A 21,780-nucleotide genomic window follows, 5' to 3' on the forward strand; every position below is an offset into this window, starting at 1 on the left:
CGTCATTTCTTTAGCGTTCTCAACACTTGTCCTGCGTTGGAGTTTCAGATGGCGGAGCAGTTGGCGTGAAGGCCTTACTGCGCATCTTCCGGCCTTCCCGGAAATTGGCAATCATCATCGGTGGAGTCGCTCTTCTGGCGGGCGTTTCCGGCGGTGCGGCGGTCTATGTCGGCAAGGACAGGCTGATCGGTGCAACTGGTGGTGGCTACGGGCTCGAATGCAGCGACGTCAACCTGGTGACGATCCGGAAGCAGGACCACGTCTGGGTGCGCAAATACATCAAAACCGAACCGACCGACGGGATGACGCGCGTCAAGACCGCGCTTCGTGTCGCCCAGGCCGTTTATGCCGCGCAGAAGCCGGATCTGGTCCAGGTGGTGGTGCTCGACGAGAACGGCCCCACCTTGCGCGCGGATATTCGCGGCCGGGCGATCGGCGCCGATGTCGTCTATATCCCGCATCCCGACAAGACCGTTCCCGGCCTCGACGACAAGTCCTATACGGCGCGCTACTACGACGGCAAGGCCAGTGAAAACGGGCTGTTCTTCGGCGAGCGGATTGAGATGCCACTCGACGAGATCGCCATGATCAGCGCTGGTTTCAAGGACCCCGAGGATTGCGTCGACCCGGTCGCGGTTGGCTCGACGAAGAACGGGGAAAAGGGCAAGGAAAAGAAGCCGGCAGGCGGCGCACATGGCGCAGCACCGGCAGCCGAAAGCGAAGCGGCGCCTGCCGAGAACGCGGGTGCCGATGTGGTGGCGGAAGCGCCGGCCGAAGAGCCGCCGGCGGAAACTGCACCATCTCAGGCCCATTGAACGAACAGCATGAAAAAAGCGGAGCGCCGGCTACAGCGCCGCGCGTCTTTTCGGACGCGCAAAGGACGCTGTAGCACTTTGAGTTGCTGCATAATTTATCCTTAAATCGATCCCGATTTAAGGAATTATGCAGTTGCACCCCGCTTCGATTTTTTGCTTTTCTTCCGGTCAGTCGGCTTTGCTGCGGCGGGCCGGGAAGAGGATGACGTCGCGGATCGACGGCGCATTGGTCAGAAGCATGATGAGACGGTCGACGCCGATGCCGAGGCCACCGGCCGGTGGCATGCCCTGGTCGATGGCGTCGAGGAACTCCTCGTCCAGCTGCTTTTCCTTTTCGCCGCGGGCATGCGCCTGTTCGAGCTGCTCGACCATGCGGCGGCGCTGCTCCTCGGGATCGTTGAGCTCCGAGAAGGCGTTGCCGAGTTCCCAGGCGTTGCAATAGGTCTCGAAGCGCTCGACCAGGCGCGGCTCGCCTGGCACTTCCTTGGCGAAGGGCGAAATGTCCTTCGGGAAATGCGTGACATGCGACGGCTGGATCAGGGTGGATTCGACCTTTTCCTCGAAGATGAAGGCGAGGCATTCGCCCCAGGTCCAATCTTTCTCGACCGCAAAACCGGCAGCCTTGGCGGCAGCGCGCGCCTCTTCATCGGTCTTGATGGCGAGGAAGTCGATGCCGGTCGCTTCCTTGACGGCATCGGGCATCGGCACGCGCTTGAACGGACCCTTGAAGGACATGGTCTTGTCGCCGAAGGGGAATTCCGTCGCGCCGTGGATGGAGAGCGCCAGGTTTTCGAACAACCGCTCGACGAGGTCCATGATGTCCTCGTAATCGGCATAGGCCCAGTAACACTCCATCATGGTGAATTCGGGATTGTGCCGGGTGGAGACGCCTTCGTTGCGGAAGTTCCGGTTGATCTCGAAGACCTTGTCGGTCAGCCCCGACACCAGCGTGCGCTTGAGGAACAGTTCCGGCGCGATGCGCAGGTACATGTCGAGTTTCAGCGTGTTGTGATGGGTCTTGAACGGCTCGGCGGTGGCGCCGCCATAGACCGAATGCAGCATCGGCGTCTCGACTTCCATGAAGCCGTCATTTTCCATGAAGCGGCGGATGCCGGAGAGGATCTTCGAGCGCTGCTGGAAGCGGAGCTTCGAATCCTCGTTGGTCATGATGTCGAGATGGCGCTTGCGATAACGCAGCTCGATGTCGGAGAGACCGTGCCACTTCTCGGGCATCGGTAGCAGCGACTTCGTCAGCATGGTGATCGTCTGCGCGTTGATCGTCAGCTCGCCACGCTTGGTGCGGCGCACGATGCCGGTGACGCCGATGATGTCGCCGATATCGATCATCGGCAGCAGGGCGCGGGCTTCCTCGCCGGTGACATCCTTGTGCGAGAAGATCTGGATCTTGCCGGAGGCGTCATGGAGATCCATGAACATGCCCGAGTTGCGCGAGGAATAGACGCGGCCGGCGACGGTGACGACATCCTGCGTCTCGGTGTCCGGCTCCAGGCTCTCGTATTTCGCGGTAAGCTCGGCATTGCCCATCGTGCGGTGAAAATGCGCCGGATAGACCTCGCCGACCTGCTCGCGCAGCAGCTTCAGCTTCTGGGCGCGCACTTCCGTCGCGTCGGAGGAAAGGGTGTTTTCGGTCTTGTTGTCAGCCATTGTCGAAAATCCTCTGACTGTTCTTACTTCGAGCCGACGAGGGCGGCGACCGCCTGCGAGGCGAGCTTCAGACGCTGACGCACGACGGACCGGCCGAGGATCGCCATGGAATCGAAAAGCGGCAGGGAACGCGATGAGCCGGATACGGCGACGAAGAGCGGCGAGACCACGACCTTCAGCTTCTTGCCCATGCGGTCGGCGATCGCGCGCAGCTCCGCCTCGATCGTCTCGACGTTCCATTCCAGGATCTTTTCGAGATCCGGCTGAACGGTGTTGAGGATCTCCAGGATCTCCTCCGGCGGTGACTTGATCTTGGCGAAGTCGGAAGGCTGCAGGCCGAGATCGGACTTCAGCAGGAAGCCGGCGAGATCGGGCAGTTCGCCGAGCTTGGAAATGCGCGTCTGCGACAGGCGCAGACCTTCCTTCAGACGGTCGTTTTCCATCGCCCAGGTCAGCACACGCGCCTGGAACTCCTCTTCGGACAGCTTCTCGCGGATCCAGCGGCCATTGAGCCAATCGAGCTTTTGAATGTCAAAGATCGCACCGGCCTTGGAGAGGTTTTCCGGGTCAAACTTCTCGGAGAGCTCGTCCATCGTCAGGAGCTCTTCGCCCTCGGCGATCTGGACGAAGAACAGACCGAGGAAGTTCATCAACGCTTCCGGAATGTAGCCAAGCGCGGAATAATAGGAGATCGAGGTCGGGTTCTTGCGCTTCGACAGCTTCGACTTGTCGGCATTGCGCATCAGCGACAAGTGCATGAAGACCGGCTGGTCCCAGTCGAAATAGCGATAGAGAAGGATGTGCTTCGGCACGGAGGCCAGCCATTCTTCGCCGCGTGCGACGTGAGTGATCTTCATCAGATGGTCGTCGATGACGTTGGCCATATGATAGGTCGGCATGCCGTCGGCCTTGATGAGGACCTGCATGTCGACCGAATCCCACGGAATGGAGACATCGCCGTAGACGCCGTCAGTGAAGTCGCAGGAGCCTTCGGCCGGAATCTTCATGCGGATGACGGTCGTCTCGCCGGCGGCCATGCGCGAGGTGACTTCCTCGGCCGTGAGGTTGAGGCAGAGACCATCGTACTTCGGCGGCTTGCCGGCGGCGCGCTGGGTTTCGCGCATCTGCTCCAGCCGCGCGGGTGTGCAGAAGCAGCGGAAGGCATGGCCCTTGTCCAGCAATTCCTGCCCGTAAGGCTGGTACATTTCCTTGCGGTCGGACTGGCGATAGGGGCCGTAGGGACCGCCGATATCAGGGCCTTCCTTCCATTCCAGCCCGCACCATTTCAGTGCGTCCAACACCTTCGTTTCGAATTCCGGGGTCGAGCGCGTCGCATCGGTATCCTCGATACGCAGGATGAACTCGCCTCCGTGCTTCTTGGCGAAAAGGTAGTTGAAGAGAGCGATGTAAGCGGTGCCGACATGCGGCTCGCCGGTCGGCGAGGGAGCGATGCGAACGCGGACGCCGGTAGCTGTCCCGGAAACTGTCATTGTGTGTGCCCGTCAATGATGCCGGACGGCTTTCATGGGGAAAGCGACGTTCGGCCGGAAGGATGCAGATATCTTCATCGGCAAACCGGCCGGAAAAGGGCATGCGCCCGCACTATCCACCGATCGTCCGTTCGGCTGGCCTTAGGCCATATTCAACCGGGCGCGTCAAGAAAAACCACGCCTGCAAAGGCCTGATGGTGGTGCGTGAGGGCGCGTCGGTTCCGCCGCGCCCTCGTGCCCAAGCCTCAATGCGCGGCGTCGCGTTTTCGCTTGCGGGCGTTGCGCGCGATCATGTTCAGCACCTCGACCAGCGCCGAGAAGGCCATGGCGGCATAGACGTAGCCCTTCGGCACATGGAAGCCCATGCCTTCGGCGATCAGCGTCGTGCCGATCATCAGCAGGAAGGCGAGCGCCAGCATGACGATCGTCGGGTTCCTCTCGATGAAGTTGGCAAGCGGGGTCGCGGCAACAAGCATGACGGTGACGGCGGCGACGACGGCGACCACCATGATCGGCAGATGAGGCGTCATGCCGACGGCGGTGATGATGCTGTCGACGGAGAAGACGAGGTCGAGCAACAGAATCTGGCCGATGGCCGATGCAAAGCCTGTCGTGGCCGACTTGGCGATGAAATCCTCTTCATGGTCCACGGGGTCGACGCTGTGGTGAATTTCCTTGGTGGCCTTCCAGACGAGGAACAGACCGCCGGCAATCAGGATGAGATCCTTCCAGGAGAAGCCGTGGCCGAAGGCTTCAAACAGCGGTTCGGTCAGCTGCACGATCCAGGCGATGGTGCCGAGCAGGACGAGACGCATGACGAGCGCAAGACCGATGCCGATCTTGCGGGCCTTCTCGCGGTGTTCGGGCGGCAGTTTGTTGGTGAGAATGGAAATGAAGATCAGGTTGTCGATCCCGAGAACGACTTCCATCACCACCAGCGTGATGAGCGCCACCCAGGCGGCCGGATCCTGAATGAGCGTCATGATTTCCTGCATCAGCATATATCCCTTTTGCGTCACGTGAGTAATGACGCTCGCAATGTAATGTCGCCGGCCTGCCAGGCAAGCGCCGCAAGGGGGTATACGAAACCGATGTGACTTTTATTCCCTAGAACAGGATGTCGTCCGAAAACCGCTGACACTTTTCGGCATCATGCTCTGATCGGCAACCAGATTTCGGTGACGCCCATGCCGGTATAGGGGTCGAAGCGCTCGTCGTAGCGTTCGAACATGTCGGGTGTCTCGCCGTGCTCCAGGCCCGAGGTCGGCCACCATGCGCCAAATATCCGGTTCATGGTCGCCGGAATGCCGGAGACATGGCCGCGATGGGCAAAGACGACGTAGCGCTGGCCCGGAAGCTTGAGCGTTGCAAAATCCGCCGGCAGATCGTCGGCATCGGAGATTTCGACCGCGGCCATATAGCGGAATTTCTCCGCTTCACCGTCGATATGCGTGCAGATGCCGTAGGCGACATTGCCTTTCTGACCGGAGATATGACCGAAATGGGCATTGAACTTCTGCCAGAGAGAGGGAATTGCGGCGTTGCCGCCATAGGGGTAAATCTCCTGCAAGCCGGCAAACAGCATCGGTTGGAGGGTTTCGAAGCGGGGCGGTTCGAGGTCGTTGAGGTGGGCAGGGTCCATTCTGATCGGCTCCAGCAAGACAAGGTTACGGGCGTGCCCCTGTCTGCGCACCGCATCCGGCGTCATGCCGAACTGGTCGCGGAAGGCACGGGTGAAGGCCTCGTGCGAGCCGTAGCCCGCGCAAAGCGCAACCTCGAGAATGGTGGATGAACCGCCGACCAGTGTGGGCACGGCGCGGCTGAGGCGCCGCCCTCTTATATAGCCGCTGATCGAGTGACCGGTGACGAGCCCAAAGACGCGCGACAGATGGTAGCGCGACAATCCGGCTGCTTCCGATATCTCTTCCAGCGATATATCGCTTTCGAAATGGCTCTCGATGAACCAGATCGCCCGTCCGACGGCGCTCATCCTCACTCTCCTACAGCGCCGCGCGTCTTTTTGAGAGGCGCAAAGGACGCTGTAACACTTTGAAGTGCTGCATAATTTTATCCTTAAATCGATTTCGATTTAAGGAATTATGCAGTGTTGCAGCTTCTTCCTTAAAGAAAAGCCGGCAGCCGGATTTGATCGCTATTGCGGGATTTTGGCCGATGGAGTGCGGCGGTCTAGGGTGCGGTCAGGCGGTCTCGTGCCGGCGCACGCCATAGGCGGCCATGAAGACCCGGATCGCGCCGCGGATGACGCGCTCGATTTCGTCACGCGGCGGCGGCTCTTCCATGCTTCCGAACAGGCGGAGTTTGAAGAAACTACCGCTGGCGAGATCGAGAAACTGGCCGGCGGCGAGATCGATGTCATCGATCTCCAGCCTGCCTTCGGCGATGTGCCGTTCCAGGAAGTCGCGCATGATGGTGCGCAGGTTTACCGGGCCCTTGAAGAAGCGTTGACAGAGCACCGGCATGCGGTCGCGAACGCCGAGAACGGTGCGCATGGCGTTGATGACCTTCTCATCGGTCATATGGGTGACGAAGCTTATCCCGAATTCATACAGGCCGGCTTCGGGATCGTCATGTTCGGCAAGCGCCGTGCGCACGGCCGCCACGAAGGCGGCGCGCTCGGTCTCGATCATCGCCGAAAACAGCTCTTCCTTGTTGGTGAAATAAACGTAGAGCGTTCCCTTGGAGACTCCGGCCTCGCGCGTCACGTCATTCATGCTGGCGGCATCAAAACCCATCTTCATGAAGACGCGCTTGGCGCCGGCGAGGATCTGTTGGCGCTTGGCCGGATCTTCGCCTGCGGCAAATCGGCCTCCGGCAGCGGGAGGACTGAATACGGCGGCGTGGTCGGGTTTCAGCGTCATGTCCTCTTAACCGTGTTTACGGTTTCGCATTTTCTTTAAAGAAATCGAACCGATTGGTTCTATACATCTTGATATGACGATAAAACAGGTTTAAGTCAACTGAACCGAACCGTTCAGTTCGATTATTTACTCCAAGATCGGTAAAGTGGTTATGTCGAGCAACCAGAAGAGCAACGTCGCGCGTATCGTCAGCGAAAACGCCGAGACCGAAGAGGTAAAGGCCGAGGTCGCGGCCGTTGCAGAAGCTCCGACGGCGGAAGCCCGCGAAGTACCTTCCGCTCCCGCGCAGTCGGCGCCGGCTTCGGTCGTCGCCGCACCTGCGGCTGCAAAGAAGCGCCGCAGCCCGGTGCTGCCGATCGTCGTGCTCGCCCTTCTCGCAGGCGGCGGCTGGTATGGTTACGAATGGTGGACGAACGGCCGCTTCATGGTGTCGACCGACGACGCCTATATCGAAGGCGATATCGCAACGATTTCGCCGAAGGTCACGGGCTACGTCGCGAAGGTGAACGTTGTCGCCAACCAGGAAGTCAAAGCGGGCGACGTGCTTGCCACGCTTGATAACGGCGACTATCAGAACGCCCTCGACTTGGCCCAGGCCCAGATCGTCACCGAACAGCTTTCGCTGCAGCGTATCGACGCGCAGATCGAAGGCGCGAATGCGAGCCTCGTGCAGGCGCAGGCGCAGAAGGTGGCACTCGAAGCGGCCGTTCGCGGTGCCGAGATCACGCAGAAGCGCCAGAGCGACCTTCAGGCGAAGTCGGTCGGCACCGCCGCCGATCTCGACAACGCCAATATCGCCCTCGACCAGGCCAAGGCCAATCTTGCCGGCGGCGACGCCAACATCACCGCTGCACAGGCCAACATCACCATCCTCCAGGCCCAGCGCAAGGAAGCAGAAGGCTCGGTGCGTTCGCTGGAAATCTCGCGCGACAAGGCCGTCCGTGACCTTTCCTTCACCGTGCTCAAGGCGCCTTATGACGGCATTGTCGGCAACCGCTCCGTCCAGGAGGGCGACCTGGTCTCTCCCGGCCAGCGCCTGATGGCACTCGTTCCGGTGCGCCAGCTCTACATCGACGCCAATTTCAAGGAAACGCAGATCCAGCATCTGGTGCCGGGTTCGAAGGTCAACGTCCAGGTCGATGCCTATAGCGATCATCCTATTGTCGGCACCGTCGAATCGATCTCACCGGCCTCCGGCTCAGTCTTTTCGATGCTGCCGCCCGAAAACGCCACGGGCAATTTCACCAAGGTGATCCAGCGGGTGCCAGTGCGCATCGCGCTGCCGCAGGATGCGCTCGACAGCGGGCGTCTGCGCGCGGGCCTGAGCGTCGTCGTCGACGTCGACACCCGTACGGCGCCGAGCAAGTAAGCCTTTAGAGCAATTCCAGCAAAAGTGTGCAGCGGTTTTGCACCCGGAATTGCGTGAAACAAAGAGATAGAGCAATTCCGTAATTCGAAGAAAAACGGAATTGCTCTGGAAAGGCGGAGGTGGTCTGATGGCCGGGAGCGCGACAGCAACAGCGGGGACGATTCCGGCAGCGCCTGCCCATGCCGACGAGCGCATGGATCCGAAGAAGCTCATCGCTTTCTTCGCGATGGTGCTCGGCATGTTCATGTCGATCCTCGACATCCAGATCGTTTCGGCCTCGCTTGCGGAGATCCAGGCTGGCCTTTCGGCCGGCAGCGACGAGATCGGCTGGGTGCAGACGTCCTATCTGATCGCGGAAGTGATCATGATCCCGCTGTCTGGCACGTTGGCGCGCATCATCTCGACGCGTTATCTCTTCGCGATCTCGGCCGCCGGCTTCACCATGGCGAGCGCGCTGGCGGCGACGGCGACGAATATCGACCAGATGATCGTCTATCGCGTCATCCAGGGCTTCATCGGCGGCGGCATGATCCCGTCGGTCTTCGCGGCCGCCTTCACCATCTTCCCGCCGTCGAAGCGTAGCATCGTCTCGCCGATCATCGGCCTGATCGCGACGCTGGCGCCGACTATCGGCCCGACGGTCGGCGGTTATCTCAGCCACGCCTTCTCCTGGCATTGGCTGTTCCTCGTCAATATCGTTCCCGGCATCATCGTCACGATCGTCACCTGGAACTTCATCGATTTCGACAAGCCGGAACTGTCGCTCTTCAAGAAGTTCGACTGGTGGGGGCTGATCTCGATGGGTGTGTTCCTCGGCGCGCTGGAATATGTGCTCGAAGAGGGCAATTCGAACGATTGGTTCAACGACAGTTCCATCACCATCGCAGCGGTTGCCTCCGGCGTTGCAGCCATCGTCTTCTTCTATCGCGCCTTCACGGTGGATTTCCCCGTCGTCGACCTGAAGGCTTTCGCGAACCGGAATTTTTCCTTCGGCTCGGTGTTTTCTTTCGTCATGGGCATCGGCCTCTATGGCCTCACCTATATCTATCCGGTCTATCTCGGGCGCATCCGTGGATATGACTCATTGATGATCGGCGAGACGATGTTCGTCTCCGGACTTGCGATGTTCTTCACCGCGCCGATCGCCGGCCGGCTGTCGACCAAGATGGACCTGCGCCTGATGATGGTGATCGGCTTCGTCAGTTTCGCTGCCGGCACTTTCATCATGATGCATCTGACGGCGGATTGGGATTTCTACGAACTGTTCATCCCGCAGATCCTGCGTGGCTTCGGGCTGATGATGTGCATGGTGCCGATCAACAACATCGCGCTCGGCACGATGCCGCCCTCGCGCATGCGCGGCGCGTCCGGCCTGTTCAATCTGACCAGAAACCTCGGCGGCGCCGTGGGCCTTGCCGTCATCAACACCGTGCTCACCAATCGGCAGGACGTGCATTACGAGCGGCTGCGGGAGAATATGGATTGGGGCAATCCGGCGGCGATCGACCAGATGAACAACATGGCCGCGAATTTCAACACCTATGGCATGGATGGCGCCTCGGTCGCGATCAAGCAGATGGTCGGGCTTGCCACCAAGCAGGCGATCATCCTCTCCTTCAGCGACGTGTTCCTGATCCTGACTGCGCTTTTCCTCGCGATGATCCTCGGTGTCGCGATGATCAAGAAACCCGCGCCGCAAGGCGGGGGAGGCGGTGGCGGCCACTGACCTCCGGCCTGCCGCCCCTTGAAAAGGCCCTCTTCGGAGGGCCTTTTTGTTTGCTGTTTTTTGGCCTCCGTGCCATCCGGCAGATAAGCGCTGGCCGGATCGGTGCGAAGCGGACCGCAATACCGGAAAACAATGCGGAAATTGGCCTATTCGTTTTTTTGATTTACGTACATCAAAATTGGCGCTAATGGTCTCGTCAGGAGGAATGATGAGGCCAACAGTTCACGATATCGCCGCCGCGGCCGGTGTCAGTCTCGCGACTGTCGACCGGGTTCTCAATCAGCGCCCCGGTGTGCGCCACGTCACGCGGGAAAAGGTCGAGACCGCGATCCGCGAGCTTGGTTATGTCAGAGACGTCGCCGCCGCCAATCTTGCCAAGGGGCGCACCTATCCGCTGGTCTTCATCCTTCCGGCCAGCGACAATTCCTTCATGTACGGGCTCAATGCCGAAATCCGGCAGGCCGCTCTCCGCTCGCCGGCCGAGCGTACCGATATCCGCACCATCGAGGTGCCGGCCTTCGATCCGGCCGCCCTCGTCTCCGTGCTCGAAGGGCTTTCCCAGGAAAAACCTTGTGGCATCGCACTGGTCGCGACCGATGCGCCTGAGGTGCGCGCCGCCGTCGACCGGCTGGTGCGCGAGCGCTTTCCCATCGTTACCCTGGTTTCCGATCTCACGGGCTCGCTGCGCCATCACTATGCCGGCGTCGACAATATCGCGGCCGGCCGTACAGCCGCCCGACTGCTCGGTCGATTTCTTGGGCGGCGAAAGGGCGAGATCGCTGTGCTCGCCGGCTCCATGCTCGTGCGCGATCATCGCGAGCGGCTGGAGGGCTTTAGCGCAGTCATGGCCGAGGAATTTCCTGATCTGGCAATCCTGCCGGTTCTCGAAGGCCGCGACGACCCCGAGGTCGCCCACATGCTCGTCGCTGACGCGCTTTCAAGGAATGCCGGGATCATCGGCGTCTACAGCCTCGGCGCCGGCAATCGCGGCCTTATCCGGGCGCTGAAGGAGAAGGCCGTCGACCGCATACTGACCGTGATTGCCCACGAGCTGACCGCCCATACGCGGGCGGCACTCATCGACAACACGATCGATGCGATCCTCAACCAGGATGCCGGCCATGAGGTGCGCAGCGCAATCCGCGTGCTGAAAGCCAAGGCGGACGGGCTTGCCGTCATCGAAGCGCAGGAGCGCATCCGCCTCGACATATTCCTGAAAGACAATCTGCCGTAACGGCAAAGGGAGAAATACCACATGTATCTGGGTCTCGATCTCGGAACCTCCGGCGTCAAGGCGATGCTGATCGACGGTGATCAGAAGATCGTCGGCTCGGCCAATGGTTCGCTCGACGTCTCGCGTCCGCATTCCGGCTGGTCGGAGCAAGAGCCGGCCCACTGGGTGCGCGCCACGGAGGAGGCTGTCGCCGGCCTCAAGGCAAAACATCCGAAGGAGTTAGCTGCGGTCAAGGGCATCGGCCTTTCCGGCCAGATGCACGGCGCAACGCTCGTCGATGCCTCCGACAAGGTCCTGCGCCCCTGCATCCTCTGGAACGACACCCGCAGCTATGTCGAGGCCGCGGCACTCGATGCCGATCCGCGCTTTCGCGCGCTCACCGGCAACATCGTTTTCCCCGGCTTCACGGCGCCGAAGCTCGCCTGGGTCGCAAAACATGAGCCCGATGTCTTCGGCAAGATCGCCAAGGTGCTCTTGCCGAAGGACTACCTGCGTCTTTGGCTGACTGGCGAGTATATCTCGGAAATGTCGGATTCTGCCGGCACTTCCTGGCTCGACACCGGCAAACGTGCCTGGTCCTCCGAACTGCTCGCCGCCACCAAGCTTTCCGAGGAGCAGATGCCGGCGCTTGTCGAAGGCACCGAGCAGGCCGGCAAGCTCCGGTCCGAACTGGCGGCGCAATGGGGTATATCAGGTGATGTCGTCGTTGCCGGTGGTGCCGGCGACAATGCGGCTTCGGCCTGCGGCATGGGCACGGTCAGCGATGGCGCCGCCTTTGTCTCGCTCGGCACATCAGGCGTACTTTTTGCCGCCAACGGCTCGTATCTGCCGAAGCCGGAAAGCGCCGTGCATGCCTTCTGCCACGCGCTGCCGAACACCTGGCACCAGATGGGCGTCATCCTGTCGGCGACCGATGCACTGAACTGGCATTCCGGTGTGACCGGCAGATCGGCCGCCGATCTTACCGGCGAGGTCGGCGACACGCTGAAGGCGCCCACCGGTGTCACCTTCCTGCCTTATCTCTCCGGCGAGCGCACACCGCACAATGATGCCGTCATCCGCGGCGCCTTCATCGGCCTCGAACACGAAAGCAGCCGTGTCGTTCTCACCCAGGCAGTGCTCGAAGGTGTCGCCTTCGCCATTCGCGACAATCTCGAAGCGCTGCGCTCGGCCGGCACCGGCATATCCCGGGTCACGGCGATCGGCGGTGGTTCGCGCTCGCGTTATTGGCTGGCGTCGATCGCGACCGCGCTCGGCGTTCCGGTCGACCTGCCGGCCGACGGCGATTTCGGCGCGGCCTTTGGCGCAGCCCGCCTCGGCCTGATCGCAGCAACGGGGGCAGATCCCATTGCCGTCTGCACGCCGCCGGTAACAGCCGGAACGATCGAGCCGGTGTCGGCACTGAGCGGCGCTTATGAGGATGCTTACAAGCGCTACCGCGCGCTCTACCCGGCGATCAAGTCGCTGGCGCATTGATATTTGGGCAGCCGCCGATCCGCCTGCCTGCACCCTCTCCCCAAGGGGAGGAGAGACCAGCAGCGGCGCCTCTTTCCCTCTCGCCAGCGGGGAGAGGGTAGGGTGAGGGGGCCCCACGGAACAACAGACAAGAGTGAACCCAAGGAGAACCAACATGAGCACCGGATTTTTCGGCGATATCCAGAAAGTAAAATACGAAGGCCCGGACAGCACCAATCCGCTGGCCTTCCGCTACTACCAGCCGGACGAGATCGTCATGGGCAAGCGCATGGAAGACCATCTGCGCTTTGCGGTGGCCTATTGGCACACCTTCACCTGGCCGGGCGGCGACCCGTTCGGTGGCCAGACCTTCCTGCGTCCGTGGTTCGAGGACACGATGAAGGCCGCCAAGCTCAAGGCCGACGTCGCCTTCGAATTCTTCTCGCTGCTCGGCTCGCCCTACTACTGCTTCCATGACGCCGACGTGCGTCCTGAGGGCAAGAGTTTCGCCGAAAACACCAAGAACCTCAACGAGATCGTCGATTATTTCGCCGAGAAGCAGGCCGCAACCGGCACCAAGCTGCTCTGGGGCACGGCGAACCTCTTCTCCCACCGCCGCTATATGTCGGGCGCTGCGACCAATCCGGATCCCGATGTCTTCGCTTTCGCAGCTGCGACGGTAAAGACCTGCATCGATGCCACGCAGAAGCTCGGCGGCGAAAACTACGTGCTCTGGGGTGGTCGCGAAGGTTACGAGACGCTGCTCAACACCGATATCGGCCGCGAGCTCGACCAGCTCGGCCGCTTCCTCAACCTCGTGGTCGAATACAAGCACAAGATCGGCTACAAGGGCACGATCCTGATCGAGCCGAAGCCGCAGGAGCCGACCAAGCACCAGTATGATTACGACGTCGCGACCGTCTATGGCTTCCTCAAGAAGCACGGCCTTGAAAACGAGGTGAAGCTCAATATCGAGCAGGGCCACGCGATCCTTGCCGGCCACTCCTTCGAGCACGAGCTGGCGCTTGCCAATGCACTCGGCATCTTCGGCTCGATCGACATGAACCGCAACGACTACCAGTCCGGCTGGGACACCGACCAGTTCCCGAACAATGTTCCGGAAATGGCGCTCGCCTATTACCATGTTCTGGCAGGTGGCGGATTCAAGACCGGCGGCACCAACTTCGACTCGAAGCTTCGCCGTCAGTCTCTCGACCCGGCAGATCTGCTGATCGGCCATATCGGCGGCATGGATTGCTGCGCCCGCGGCCTGAAGGCCGCCGCCAAGATGATCGAGGACAAGGCTCTGTCGCAGCCGCTCGCTGATCGTTATGCCGGCTGGGAATCCGCCGAGGCGCAGAAGCTCTTCCGCGGCGAGTATTCGCTGGATGAGATCACCCACTATGTCGAGAGCCACGACGTGAACCCGCAGCCGAGATCCGGCAAGCAGGAGCTGCTGGAGAACGTCGTCAACCGTTACGTTTGATGAAGCGCACCGGCGGTCATCGACCGCCGGTGCAAGCCTCTTCGGGCCGGCGAGGGCGCAAAGCCTTCAGCCTCTATTGGTTTACCGTTTCGACCAGTTGCGCGATGGGGCTGAGACGGAGTTTCGAACCACCAGATCCGGCCGCAGCAGGATTTCCGTTTCGGTCGGCCGGCCATCGGACAGGAGTTCCAGCAGCAGAGCCATCGCCTGCTTGCCGATTGCCGTTCTCGGCTGGCGGATCGTGGTCAGCGGCGGCGATATGAAGACCGCCTGCGGCACGTCGTCGAAACCGGTCACCGAGAAATCCCGCGGAATATCGTAGCCTCGCGCGCCGAGCCCGACCATAACGCCGATCGCCGTCTGGTCGTTGACGCACATGAAGGCCGTCGGAAGCGTGTCGCGCATGAAAAGCTGTTCGACCGCATGCCGCCCGCTTTCGATCGTGCCGTCACCTTCGAGCACGATCCTGGTGTCGGGCGGGATGCCGGCGGCGTCGAGACCGGCATCGTAACCCATCCGGCGCCTGGTATAGGCAAGCCGGGTGCGCGAATCGCCGATGAAGGCGATCTTGCGATGCCCTTCGGCCAGCAGCAGGTCCACCGCTTTCCGAGCGCCCTCGGTATCGTCGACGCCCACATAGGGAATGCCGCCGTTGAACACGGGCTCGAAAACACCGACGCTCGGCGGCAGCCGTGCGGTCATCGTCTGATGCCCGAAGGGCAGGATACCGGTGAAGAGGATCAATCCGGCCGCCTGGTTGGAATTGAAGAATTTCAGATATTCCAGACCGCGCTGGGCATCGTTCTGCGTGTGGCCGATCAGGATGCCGTAGCCGTGCGCGCGCGCTTCGTTCTCCAGCCCGACGAGAATGTTGGAGAAATTGGGATCGCCGATATCGGGCGCCACGACAAGGATCATGTTGGAGCGGCCGAGCCTCAGGCTGCGCGCCATGGCATTGGTCGTATAGCCGGTGATGGCGATCGCCTGGTTGACCTTGAGGCGCGTGGAGTTGGCGACCTTCTCCGGCATGTGGATTGCCCGGGAAACCGTCGCGATAGAGACCTCGGCGATCCGGGCGACGTCTTCGATGGTTGCGGGCGTGGAATTCGACACTGAGCTCTGCCTTGGGCTGTCTTCGCCGCGACACTACACAGACTTGTCGAGAGGTCAAAGGCAGGCTTCAACTGATCTGTGTAAATCAACGATGTAAACCTTTACACGATGTATGTAAAGGTTTACATAAGGCTTCAGAGCGGACGGGGAGCCGCTTTGGGGAGGATCAGATGACCGTGGAGATCGCCGACACCGCACCCGTGGTGCTGTCCGCCAGGCGCATATGCAAATCCTTCAGTGGAGTGCAGGTCCTCTTCAGCGTGAACTTCGATCTCCGCGCCGGCGAAATCCATGCGCTCATGGGTGAAAATGGCGCCGGCAAATCCACGCTTGTCAAGGTTTTGTCCGGTTTCGAACAGCCGAGTTCCGGCGAAATCCTGCTCGACGGCAAGTCCGTCGTCCTGCCGCCCAATGGCGCCGCCGAGGCGCTGGGCATCGTCATCATTCACCAGGAATTCAACCTTGCCGAACATCTGACCGTGACGGAAAGCCTCTTTCTCGGGCGCGAAGTCACCCGTTTCGGCATGCTCGACCGCAAATATATGCGGTCGGAGACACGCAAGGTTCTCGACGTGCTCGGTTCGCATGTCGATGAGAATGCGCTGATCAGCACGCTTTCCATCGCCGACAAGCAGATGGTCGAAATCGCCAAGGCGATCAGCCGCGATGCGCGGGTGGTGTTCATGGATGAGCCGACCGCGGTGCTGTCGCGGGAAGAGACCAATATGCTGTTCAAGCAGGTTCGCAAGCTTCGCGACCAGGGTACCAGCTTCGTCTTCGTGTCCCACAAGCTCGACGAGGTGATGGAATTGACCGACCGCGTCACGGTGCTGCGCGACGGCCAGTGGATCAAGACTTCGGCGACGTCCATTCTGGACGGGGAATCGATCGCACAGCTGATGGTTGGCCGCGAACTTTCCAGCCTCTATCCCGCCAAGGTCGAGCCTGATGTCGACGAGGAGATCGTCCTCAGCGTCGCCTCGGTGTCGACGGGCTATGTAAAGGATGCGAGCTTCGAGGTGCGCAAGGGCGAGATCATCGGTTTTTCCGGCATGATCGGCTCGGGCCGCACCGAACTGATGGAAGCGATCGCCGGATTGCGGACCCGTCTCGAGGGCGAGGTGGTCATCAAGGGGGAAACTGTTCCCTCCGGCGACGTGCATGCCGCCAATCGCTGCGGGCTCGCCTACATGACCAAGGACCGCAAGTCGAAAGGCCTGCTGCTGCGCTCCGGCATGGTGACCAATCTGACACTGCAGTCGCTCGGAAGGCACGCTTTTCACGGCTATCTGAGCCCAGGCAGCGAAGCGGCCGCGATGGCAAAGGCCAAGCGCCGCTTCGATATTAGGGTTCGCGACGGTAATATCGTCGCCGGCCGGATGTCGGGGGGGAACCAGCAGAAGCTGCTGCTGGCCAAGGTCATGGAGACCGAGCCTCAGATCATCATCATCGACGAGCCGACGCGCGGCATCGATGTCGGCACCAAACAGCAGATCTATCATTTCATCTCGGCGCTCGCCCGGGACGGCCGGTCGATCATCGTCGTGTCCTCGGAGATGCCGGAGGTCATCGGCCTCTGCACGAGAGTGGCGGTGATGCGCGAAGGGCGTATCGTCGGCGTGCTCGAAGGAGACGAGATTTCCGAGCAGGAGATCATGCGTTACGCCGCCGGGCTCAAGAAGAAGGCGGCCGCCTGAAGGCTGAAGCAGGGCTTTGCCGATCAGGAGGACACATAAGATGCCCAGAAAATATGGGACGGGAGGTTGGTTTTGGAAATGAGTGTCAACGAGGAGACCAGGGAAATCCGGCGCCGATCCTGGCGGGATGTCGACCTGCGTGCGGTCGCGCCCTTCGTCGCCCTTGCGCTGCTGCTGATCGTCGGAGCCCTGGTCAATCCGAATTTCATCGGCATTACCAACCTTGCCAATGTCGCGACGCGCAGCGCTTTCATCGCCATCATCGCGGTCGGTGCGACCTTCGTGATATCAGCAGGGGATCTCGATCTGTCTGTCGGCTCGATGGTGGCCTTCGTCGCCAGCCTGATGATCCTGCTGATGAATTCGGGCGCCATCGCAAACCCGGCTTTGATGCTGACGGTCGCGGTCGTCTTCACCATCGTCGCCGGCGCGCTCTGCGGTCTGGCAAACGGCCTGATCACGACGGTCGGCAGGATCGAGCCCTTCATCGCGACGCTCGGAACGATGGGCATCTATCGCGGCCTGACGACATGGCTGTCGCAGGGCGGCGCGATCACGCTTCGCTCCGCCGATATCCAGACGCTCTATCGCCCTGCTTATTTCGGTAATGTCGCCGGCATACCAGTGCCGATCGTGGTGATCCTGGCAGTGACGGCGGTTGCGGCCTTCATCCTCTATCGCACCCGCTACGGGCGCCACGTCGTCGCTGTGGGATCAAACAGCGATGTCGCCCGCTATTCAGGTATCGCGGTCAACCGCGTCAGGACGATCGCCTTCGTCATCCAGGGACTGTGCGTCGCCATCGCCGTGCTGCTCTATGTTCCCCGTCTCGGCTCGACGTCGGCGACGACGGGCATCCTGTGGGAGTTGCAGGCGATCACGGCCGTCGTCGTCGGCGGCACGGCGCTCAAGGGCGGCGCGGGCAGGGTCTGGGGCACGATCTGCGGCGCCTTCATTCTCGAACTGGTCGGCAACATCATGCTGCTTTCGAATTTCATCAGCGAATATCTGATCGGCGCCATCCAGGGTGCGATTATCATCATCGCCATGTTCGTCCAGCGCTCGCTGGTGCGCAAATCATGAATTGACCGGGCTTGTAATTGGCCGGGGTTACAATTGATCGGGCTTACAGGGCGCCCGGTCCCGATATGGAAAAGTCCCTGAATTATTGGGAGGAAATAGCATGCGTAAATTGATGTTGGGCCTGGCGGTTGCGGCGGTGACCTTCGCCGGCGCCGCTCACGCCCAGGACAAGAAATTCACGATCGGCGTGTCCATTCCGGCCGCCGACCACGGCTGGACGTCGGGCGTGGTGTTCCATGCCGAACGCGTTGCCAAGCTGCTGATGGCCGAACATCCCGGTCTCAACGTCATCGTCAAGACCTCGCCGGACGCCGCAAGCCAGGCCAACGCCGTGCAGGATCTCGATACGCAGGGCATCGACGCCCTCGTCATCCTGCCGTCGGATCCGGATCCGCTCGTCAACGCCATCAAGGAAGTCAAGGGCAAGGGCAAGTTCGTCGCCCTCGTCGACCGTGCGCCGAGCAACAACGACAATTCCGTGCGCGATCTCTATGTCGCCGGCAACAACCCAGCTCTCGGCGAAGTCGCCGGCAAGTACATCAAGGACACCACGCCGGATGCCGAAGTGGTCATCATCCGCGGTCTGCCGATCCCGATCGACCAGCAGCGCCAGGACGGCTTTGACAAGGGCATTGCCGGCTCGAACGTCAAGGTTCTTGACCGCCAGTACGGCAACTGGAACCGCGACGATGCCTTCAAGGTCATGCAGGACTATCTGACCAAGTACCAGAAGATCGACGTCGTGTGGTGCCAGGACGACGACATGGCCGTCGGCGTTCTGCAGGCGATCGAGCAGGCCAAGCGCACCGACATCAAGTATGTCGTCGCCGGTGCCGGCTCAAAGGACATGGTCAAGAAGGTCATGGATGGCGACAAGCTGATCCCGGTCGACGTTCTCTATCCGCCGGCAATGGTCGGTACGGCGATGGAGCTGACGGCGGCGGCACTTTACGACCAGGTCCCGGTTCACGGCAGCTACATCCTCGACGCGACGCTCGTCACCAAGGACAATGCCAAGGACTTCTACTTCCCGGATTCTCCGTTCTGATCCATTCATTGGAGATGTGCGCCCATTCGAAAGGATGGGCGCATTTTTTATGCTTTCCATAGAGCGGGTGGCCGAAAATGCTGCACGTACCTCTTGCCCGCCAAAGCCCATCATGATTAGCTCGCCGCCATATCGCATCTGGCTTCGCGCCAAATCACGAGCCAAGGGCGAGGAGGCGCCTTGCTCCCGCCAAATTGCGTGCTACAACACTTTCAGAAACGTTTACGGTCGATATTCAGGGAGGAATCTGACATGAAGACGATCAAAGGCCCCGGCCTTTTCCTTGGCCAGTTCGCGGGCGATACTGCTCCTTTCAACTCGTGGGACGCGATCACCAAATGGGCGGCCGACATCGGTTACAAGGGCGTCCAGGTGCCGACCTGGGCCAGCCAGTTGATCGATCTGAAGAAGGCTGCCACGTCCAAGGATTATTGCGACGAATTCGCCGGCAAGGCGCGCGAAAACGGCATCGAGATCACCGAACTCTCCACTCATCTGCAAGGACAGCTCGTCGCCGTTCACCCGGCCTATGACGAAGCCTTCGACGGGTTTGCTGCACCGGAGGTGCGGGGCAATCCGAAGGCGCGTCAGGAATGGGCTGTCGAGCAGGTCAAGATGGCACTGACGGCGTCCAAAAACCTCGGGCTCAAGGCGCATGCGACCTTCTCCGGCGCGCTTGCCTGGCCCTTCATCTATCCCTGGCCGCAGCGTCCTGCCGGTCTGGTCGAGACCGCCTTCGACGAACTCGCCCGCCGCTGGACGCCGATCCTCAACCATGCGGACGAGAACGGTATTGATGTCTGCTACGAGATCCACCCGGGCGAAGACCTCCATGACGGCATCACCTTCGAGATGTTCCTGGAGCGGGTGAAGAACCATCCGCGCGCCAACATGCTCTACGATCCCTCGCACTACGTCCTGCAGTGCCTCGATTATCTGGACAACATCGACATCTACAAAGACCGCATCAAGATGTTCCACGTCAAGGATGCTGAGTTCAATCCGACCGGACGTCAGGGCGTCTACGGTGGCTATCAGGGCTGGGTCGAACGCGCCGGCCGGTTCCGTTCGCTCGGCGACGGCCAGGTCGATTTCGGCGCGGTGTTCTCGAAGATGACGGCAAATAATTTCGACGGCTGGGCCGTGGTCGAATGGGAATGCGCGCTGAAGCATCCGGAGGACGGTGCCCGCGAAGGCGCCGAATTCGTTGCCGCCCATATCATCCGAGTCACCGAAAAAGCCTTCGACGATTTCGCCGGCAGCGGCACGGATCAGGCGGCGAACCGGCGGATGCTGGGGCTCTAAGCTTCTATTCCCTTCTCCCGAGTGGGGAGAAGATGCCCGTAAGGGCAGATGAGGGGATGAGGAGCGATAGCGACGAATGCCTTGAGCGACAAGCGAAAGGCATATCTGTCGCCGGGCCCCCTCATCCGGCCCTCCGGGCCACCGACCGGGGTTGAGCCACGGGGCTCAACCCGTCCTTCGAACCCCCGAGGGGAGAAGGGAAGAAAAATTCAGGAGGAATCAATGGCAATCGAAGCATCATCCGAACAGACACGTGAGCCGCGCATCCGGCTCGGCATGGTGGGCGGCGGCGCGGGCGCGTTTATCGGCGCGGTGCACCGTATCGCGGCACGTATCGACGATCAGTACGATCTCATCGCCGGCGCGCTGTCGGCTTCGCCCGAAAAGGCGATCGCATCCGGCCGCGACCTCGGCCTCGATCCGTCGCGGACCTATTCCAGCTATCGCGAGATGGCGATCCGCGAAGCGAAGCTGAAGAATGGCATCGAGGCGGTGGCGATCGTCACGCCGAACCATGTTCACTACGATGCGGCCAAGGAATTCCTGAAGCGCGGCATTCATGTCATCTGCGACAAGCCGCTGACATCCAACCTTGCCGATGCGAAGAAGCTGAAGAAGATCGCCGACGAGAGCGGCGCGCTCTTCGTGCTGACGCATAATTACACCGGCTATCCGATGGTCCGCCAGGCGCGGGAGATGATTGCGAATGGCGAACTCGGCGACATCCGCGTCGTCCAGGCCGAATATCCGCAGGACTGGCTGACGGAAGCGGTCGAGCAAACCGGCCAGAAACAGGCTGCCTGGCGCACCGATCCGGCGCAGTCCGGCGTCGGCGGCTCGACCGGCGATATCGGCACGCATGCCTATAATCTCGCCGCCTTCATCACTGGCCTGGAGCTCGACAGCCTCGCCGCCGATCTCGACAGTTTCGTTCCGGGTCGCCGGCTGGACGATAATGCGCATGTCATGCTGCGCTTCAAGGCGAAGGGCTCGGAGAAGCCGGCCAAGGGCATGCTCTGGTGCAGCCAGGTTGCGCCCGGCCATGAAAACGGCCTGATGGTGCGTGTCTACGGCACCAAGGGCGGGTTGGAATGGACCCAGAAGGACCCGAACTACTTGTGGTACACGCCTTTCGGCGAGCCGAAGCGGCTGATCACTCGGGGCGGCGCCGGCTCAGGCGCTGCTGCCGGCCGTGTCACGCGCGTGCCATCAGGGCATCCGGAAGGTTATCTCGAAGCCTTTGCGACGATCTATACGGAAGCCGCGCATGCGATCAACGCCCGCAAGAAGGGCAAGGCCGTCGACAAGGCGGTGGTCTATCCCACAGTCGATGATGGCGTGAAGGGTGTGGCTTTCGTGGAGGCCTGCGTCGCGTCTTCAAAGAAAAACGGCGCCTGGATCAAGGTGTGAATTTA

The 21,780-nt window shown here is 61.1% G+C and carries 17 protein-coding genes; 11 read left to right on the forward strand and 6 right to left on the reverse strand.

Annotated elements, in window-relative coordinates:
• Positions 1–65: 65 nt before the first annotated feature.
• Entirely contained in the window at positions 66–815 is a 750-nt protein-coding gene (locus BS629_RS11355; RefSeq protein WP_018243631.1) for a hypothetical protein, read from the forward strand.
• Positions 816–983: 168 nt separating this feature from the next.
• Here the strand turns inward: BS629_RS11355 and lysS are convergent, their stop codons facing one another.
• From lysS to BS629_RS11380, 5 genes are all read right to left on the reverse strand, one after another.
• Positions 984–2,480, reverse strand: coding sequence for a lysine--tRNA ligase (lysS, locus tag BS629_RS11360; protein WP_018243630.1), 1,497 nt, complete (start codon positions 2,478–2,480; stop codon positions 984–986).
• A 23-nt stretch (positions 2,481–2,503) separates the two neighbouring features.
• Positions 2,504–3,970 (reverse strand): glutamate--tRNA ligase, encoded by a 1,467-nt coding sequence (gene gltX / locus BS629_RS11365; RefSeq protein ID WP_018243629.1) that lies wholly within the window; start codon positions 3,968–3,970, stop codon positions 2,504–2,506.
• Positions 3,971–4,215: 245 nt separating this feature from the next.
• On the reverse strand, positions 4,216–4,965 hold the full coding sequence (locus BS629_RS11370; RefSeq protein ID WP_026188530.1) for a TerC family protein: 750 nt from the start codon (positions 4,963–4,965) through the stop codon (positions 4,216–4,218).
• A gap of 155 nt (positions 4,966–5,120) precedes the next feature.
• Entirely contained in the window at positions 5,121–5,960 is an 840-nt protein-coding gene (locus BS629_RS11375; RefSeq protein WP_018243626.1) for an AraC family transcriptional regulator, read from the reverse strand.
• Between the two features lie 208 nt (positions 5,961–6,168).
• Positions 6,169–6,849, reverse strand: a complete 681-nt coding sequence (locus BS629_RS11380) for a TetR/AcrR family transcriptional regulator (RefSeq protein ID WP_018243625.1) — start codon at positions 6,847–6,849, stop codon at positions 6,169–6,171.
• A gap of 151 nt (positions 6,850–7,000) precedes the next feature.
• On the opposite strand from BS629_RS11380, the gene BS629_RS11385 reads away from it, so the two are divergent.
• The 5 genes from BS629_RS11385 to xylA all read left to right on the forward strand — a co-directional run bounded on the left by BS629_RS11385 (position 7,001) and on the right by xylA (position 14,119).
• A complete protein-coding gene (locus tag BS629_RS11385) occupies positions 7,001–8,218 on the forward strand; it encodes an HlyD family secretion protein (protein WP_018243624.1) in 1,218 nt (405 codons plus the stop codon).
• A 127-nt stretch (positions 8,219–8,345) separates the two neighbouring features.
• Positions 8,346–9,944 carry a DHA2 family efflux MFS transporter permease subunit gene (locus BS629_RS11390; RefSeq protein ID WP_018243623.1) on the forward strand — a complete coding sequence of 533 codons (1,599 nt, stop codon included), beginning with the start codon at positions 8,346–8,348 and terminating at the stop codon, positions 9,942–9,944.
• A gap of 208 nt (positions 9,945–10,152) precedes the next feature.
• On the forward strand, positions 10,153–11,178 hold the full coding sequence (locus BS629_RS11395; RefSeq protein WP_018446020.1) for a LacI family DNA-binding transcriptional regulator: 1,026 nt from the start codon (positions 10,153–10,155) through the stop codon (positions 11,176–11,178).
• 21 nt (positions 11,179–11,199) lie between these two features.
• Positions 11,200–12,654 (forward strand): xylulokinase, encoded by a 1,455-nt coding sequence (xylB, locus tag BS629_RS11400; protein WP_018243621.1) that lies wholly within the window; start codon positions 11,200–11,202, stop codon positions 12,652–12,654.
• Positions 12,655–12,808: 154 nt separating this feature from the next.
• Entirely contained in the window at positions 12,809–14,119 is a 1,311-nt protein-coding gene (gene xylA / locus BS629_RS11405) for a xylose isomerase (protein WP_018243620.1), read from the forward strand.
• Between the two features lie 81 nt (positions 14,120–14,200).
• Here the strand turns inward: xylA and BS629_RS11410 are convergent, their stop codons facing one another.
• A complete protein-coding gene (locus BS629_RS11410) occupies positions 14,201–15,232 on the reverse strand; it encodes a LacI family DNA-binding transcriptional regulator (protein ID WP_003543025.1) in 1,032 nt (343 codons plus the stop codon).
• Between the two features lie 170 nt (positions 15,233–15,402).
• Here BS629_RS11410 and BS629_RS11415 point away from each other — a divergent pair, with 170 nt between their 5' ends.
• The 5 genes from BS629_RS11415 to BS629_RS11435 all read left to right on the forward strand — a co-directional run bounded on the left by BS629_RS11415 (position 15,403) and on the right by BS629_RS11435 (position 21,775).
• Entirely contained in the window at positions 15,403–16,929 is a 1,527-nt protein-coding gene (locus tag BS629_RS11415; protein WP_018243619.1) for a sugar ABC transporter ATP-binding protein, read from the forward strand.
• Between the two features lie 78 nt (positions 16,930–17,007).
• The gene (locus BS629_RS11420; RefSeq protein ID WP_018243618.1) at positions 17,008–18,012 is read left to right on the forward strand and encodes an ABC transporter permease; all 1,005 of its coding nucleotides are present in this window, start codon (positions 17,008–17,010) and stop codon (positions 18,010–18,012) included.
• 100 nt (positions 18,013–18,112) lie between these two features.
• The gene (locus BS629_RS11425) at positions 18,113–19,060 is read left to right on the forward strand and encodes a substrate-binding domain-containing protein (RefSeq protein ID WP_018072728.1); all 948 of its coding nucleotides are present in this window, start codon (positions 18,113–18,115) and stop codon (positions 19,058–19,060) included.
• Positions 19,061–19,312: 252 nt separating this feature from the next.
• Positions 19,313–20,365, forward strand: coding sequence for a sugar phosphate isomerase/epimerase family protein (locus BS629_RS11430; RefSeq protein ID WP_012759029.1), 1,053 nt, complete (start codon positions 19,313–19,315; stop codon positions 20,363–20,365).
• Positions 20,366–20,587: 222 nt separating this feature from the next.
• The gene (locus BS629_RS11435; protein ID WP_018243617.1) at positions 20,588–21,775 is read left to right on the forward strand and encodes a Gfo/Idh/MocA family protein; all 1,188 of its coding nucleotides are present in this window, start codon (positions 20,588–20,590) and stop codon (positions 21,773–21,775) included.
• The last annotated feature ends 5 nt before the right edge of the window (positions 21,776–21,780 follow it).

This window comes from Rhizobium leguminosarum bv. viciae USDA 2370 (genome assembly GCF_002008365.1).
In the GTDB taxonomy this organism is placed as follows: domain Bacteria; phylum Pseudomonadota; class Alphaproteobacteria; order Rhizobiales; family Rhizobiaceae; genus Rhizobium; species Rhizobium leguminosarum.

Bases quoted from the DNA above. Each gene is read 5' to 3' on its own strand.
- lysS (WP_018243630.1), bottom strand. From the start codon at position 2,480: ATGGCTGACAACAAGACCGAAAACACCCTTTCCTCCGACGCGACGGAA.
- gltX (WP_018243629.1), bottom strand. From the start codon at position 3,970: ATGACAGTTTCCGGGACAGCTACCGGCGTCCGCGTTCGCATCGCTCCC.
- BS629_RS11370 (WP_026188530.1), bottom strand. From the start codon at position 4,965: ATGCAGGAAATCATGACGCTCATTCAGGATCCGGCCGCCTGGGTGGCG.
- BS629_RS11375 (WP_018243626.1), bottom strand. From the start codon at position 5,960: ATGAGCGCCGTCGGACGGGCGATCTGGTTCATCGAGAGCCATTTCGAA.
- BS629_RS11380 (WP_018243625.1), bottom strand. From the start codon at position 6,849: ATGACGCTGAAACCCGACCACGCCGCCGTATTCAGTCCTCCCGCTGCC.
- BS629_RS11385 (WP_018243624.1), top strand. From the start codon at position 7,001: ATGTCGAGCAACCAGAAGAGCAACGTCGCGCGTATCGTCAGCGAAAAC.
- BS629_RS11390 (WP_018243623.1), top strand. From the start codon at position 8,346: ATGGCCGGGAGCGCGACAGCAACAGCGGGGACGATTCCGGCAGCGCCT.
- BS629_RS11395 (WP_018446020.1), top strand. From the start codon at position 10,153: ATGAGGCCAACAGTTCACGATATCGCCGCCGCGGCCGGTGTCAGTCTC.
- xylB (WP_018243621.1), top strand. From the start codon at position 11,200: ATGTATCTGGGTCTCGATCTCGGAACCTCCGGCGTCAAGGCGATGCTG.
- xylA (WP_018243620.1), top strand. From the start codon at position 12,809: ATGAGCACCGGATTTTTCGGCGATATCCAGAAAGTAAAATACGAAGGC.
- BS629_RS11415 (WP_018243619.1), top strand. From the start codon at position 15,403: ATGACCGTGGAGATCGCCGACACCGCACCCGTGGTGCTGTCCGCCAGG.
- BS629_RS11420 (WP_018243618.1), top strand. From the start codon at position 17,008: ATGAGTGTCAACGAGGAGACCAGGGAAATCCGGCGCCGATCCTGGCGG.
- BS629_RS11425 (WP_018072728.1), top strand. From the start codon at position 18,113: ATGCGTAAATTGATGTTGGGCCTGGCGGTTGCGGCGGTGACCTTCGCC.
- BS629_RS11430 (WP_012759029.1), top strand. From the start codon at position 19,313: ATGAAGACGATCAAAGGCCCCGGCCTTTTCCTTGGCCAGTTCGCGGGC.
- BS629_RS11435 (WP_018243617.1), top strand. From the start codon at position 20,588: ATGGCAATCGAAGCATCATCCGAACAGACACGTGAGCCGCGCATCCGG.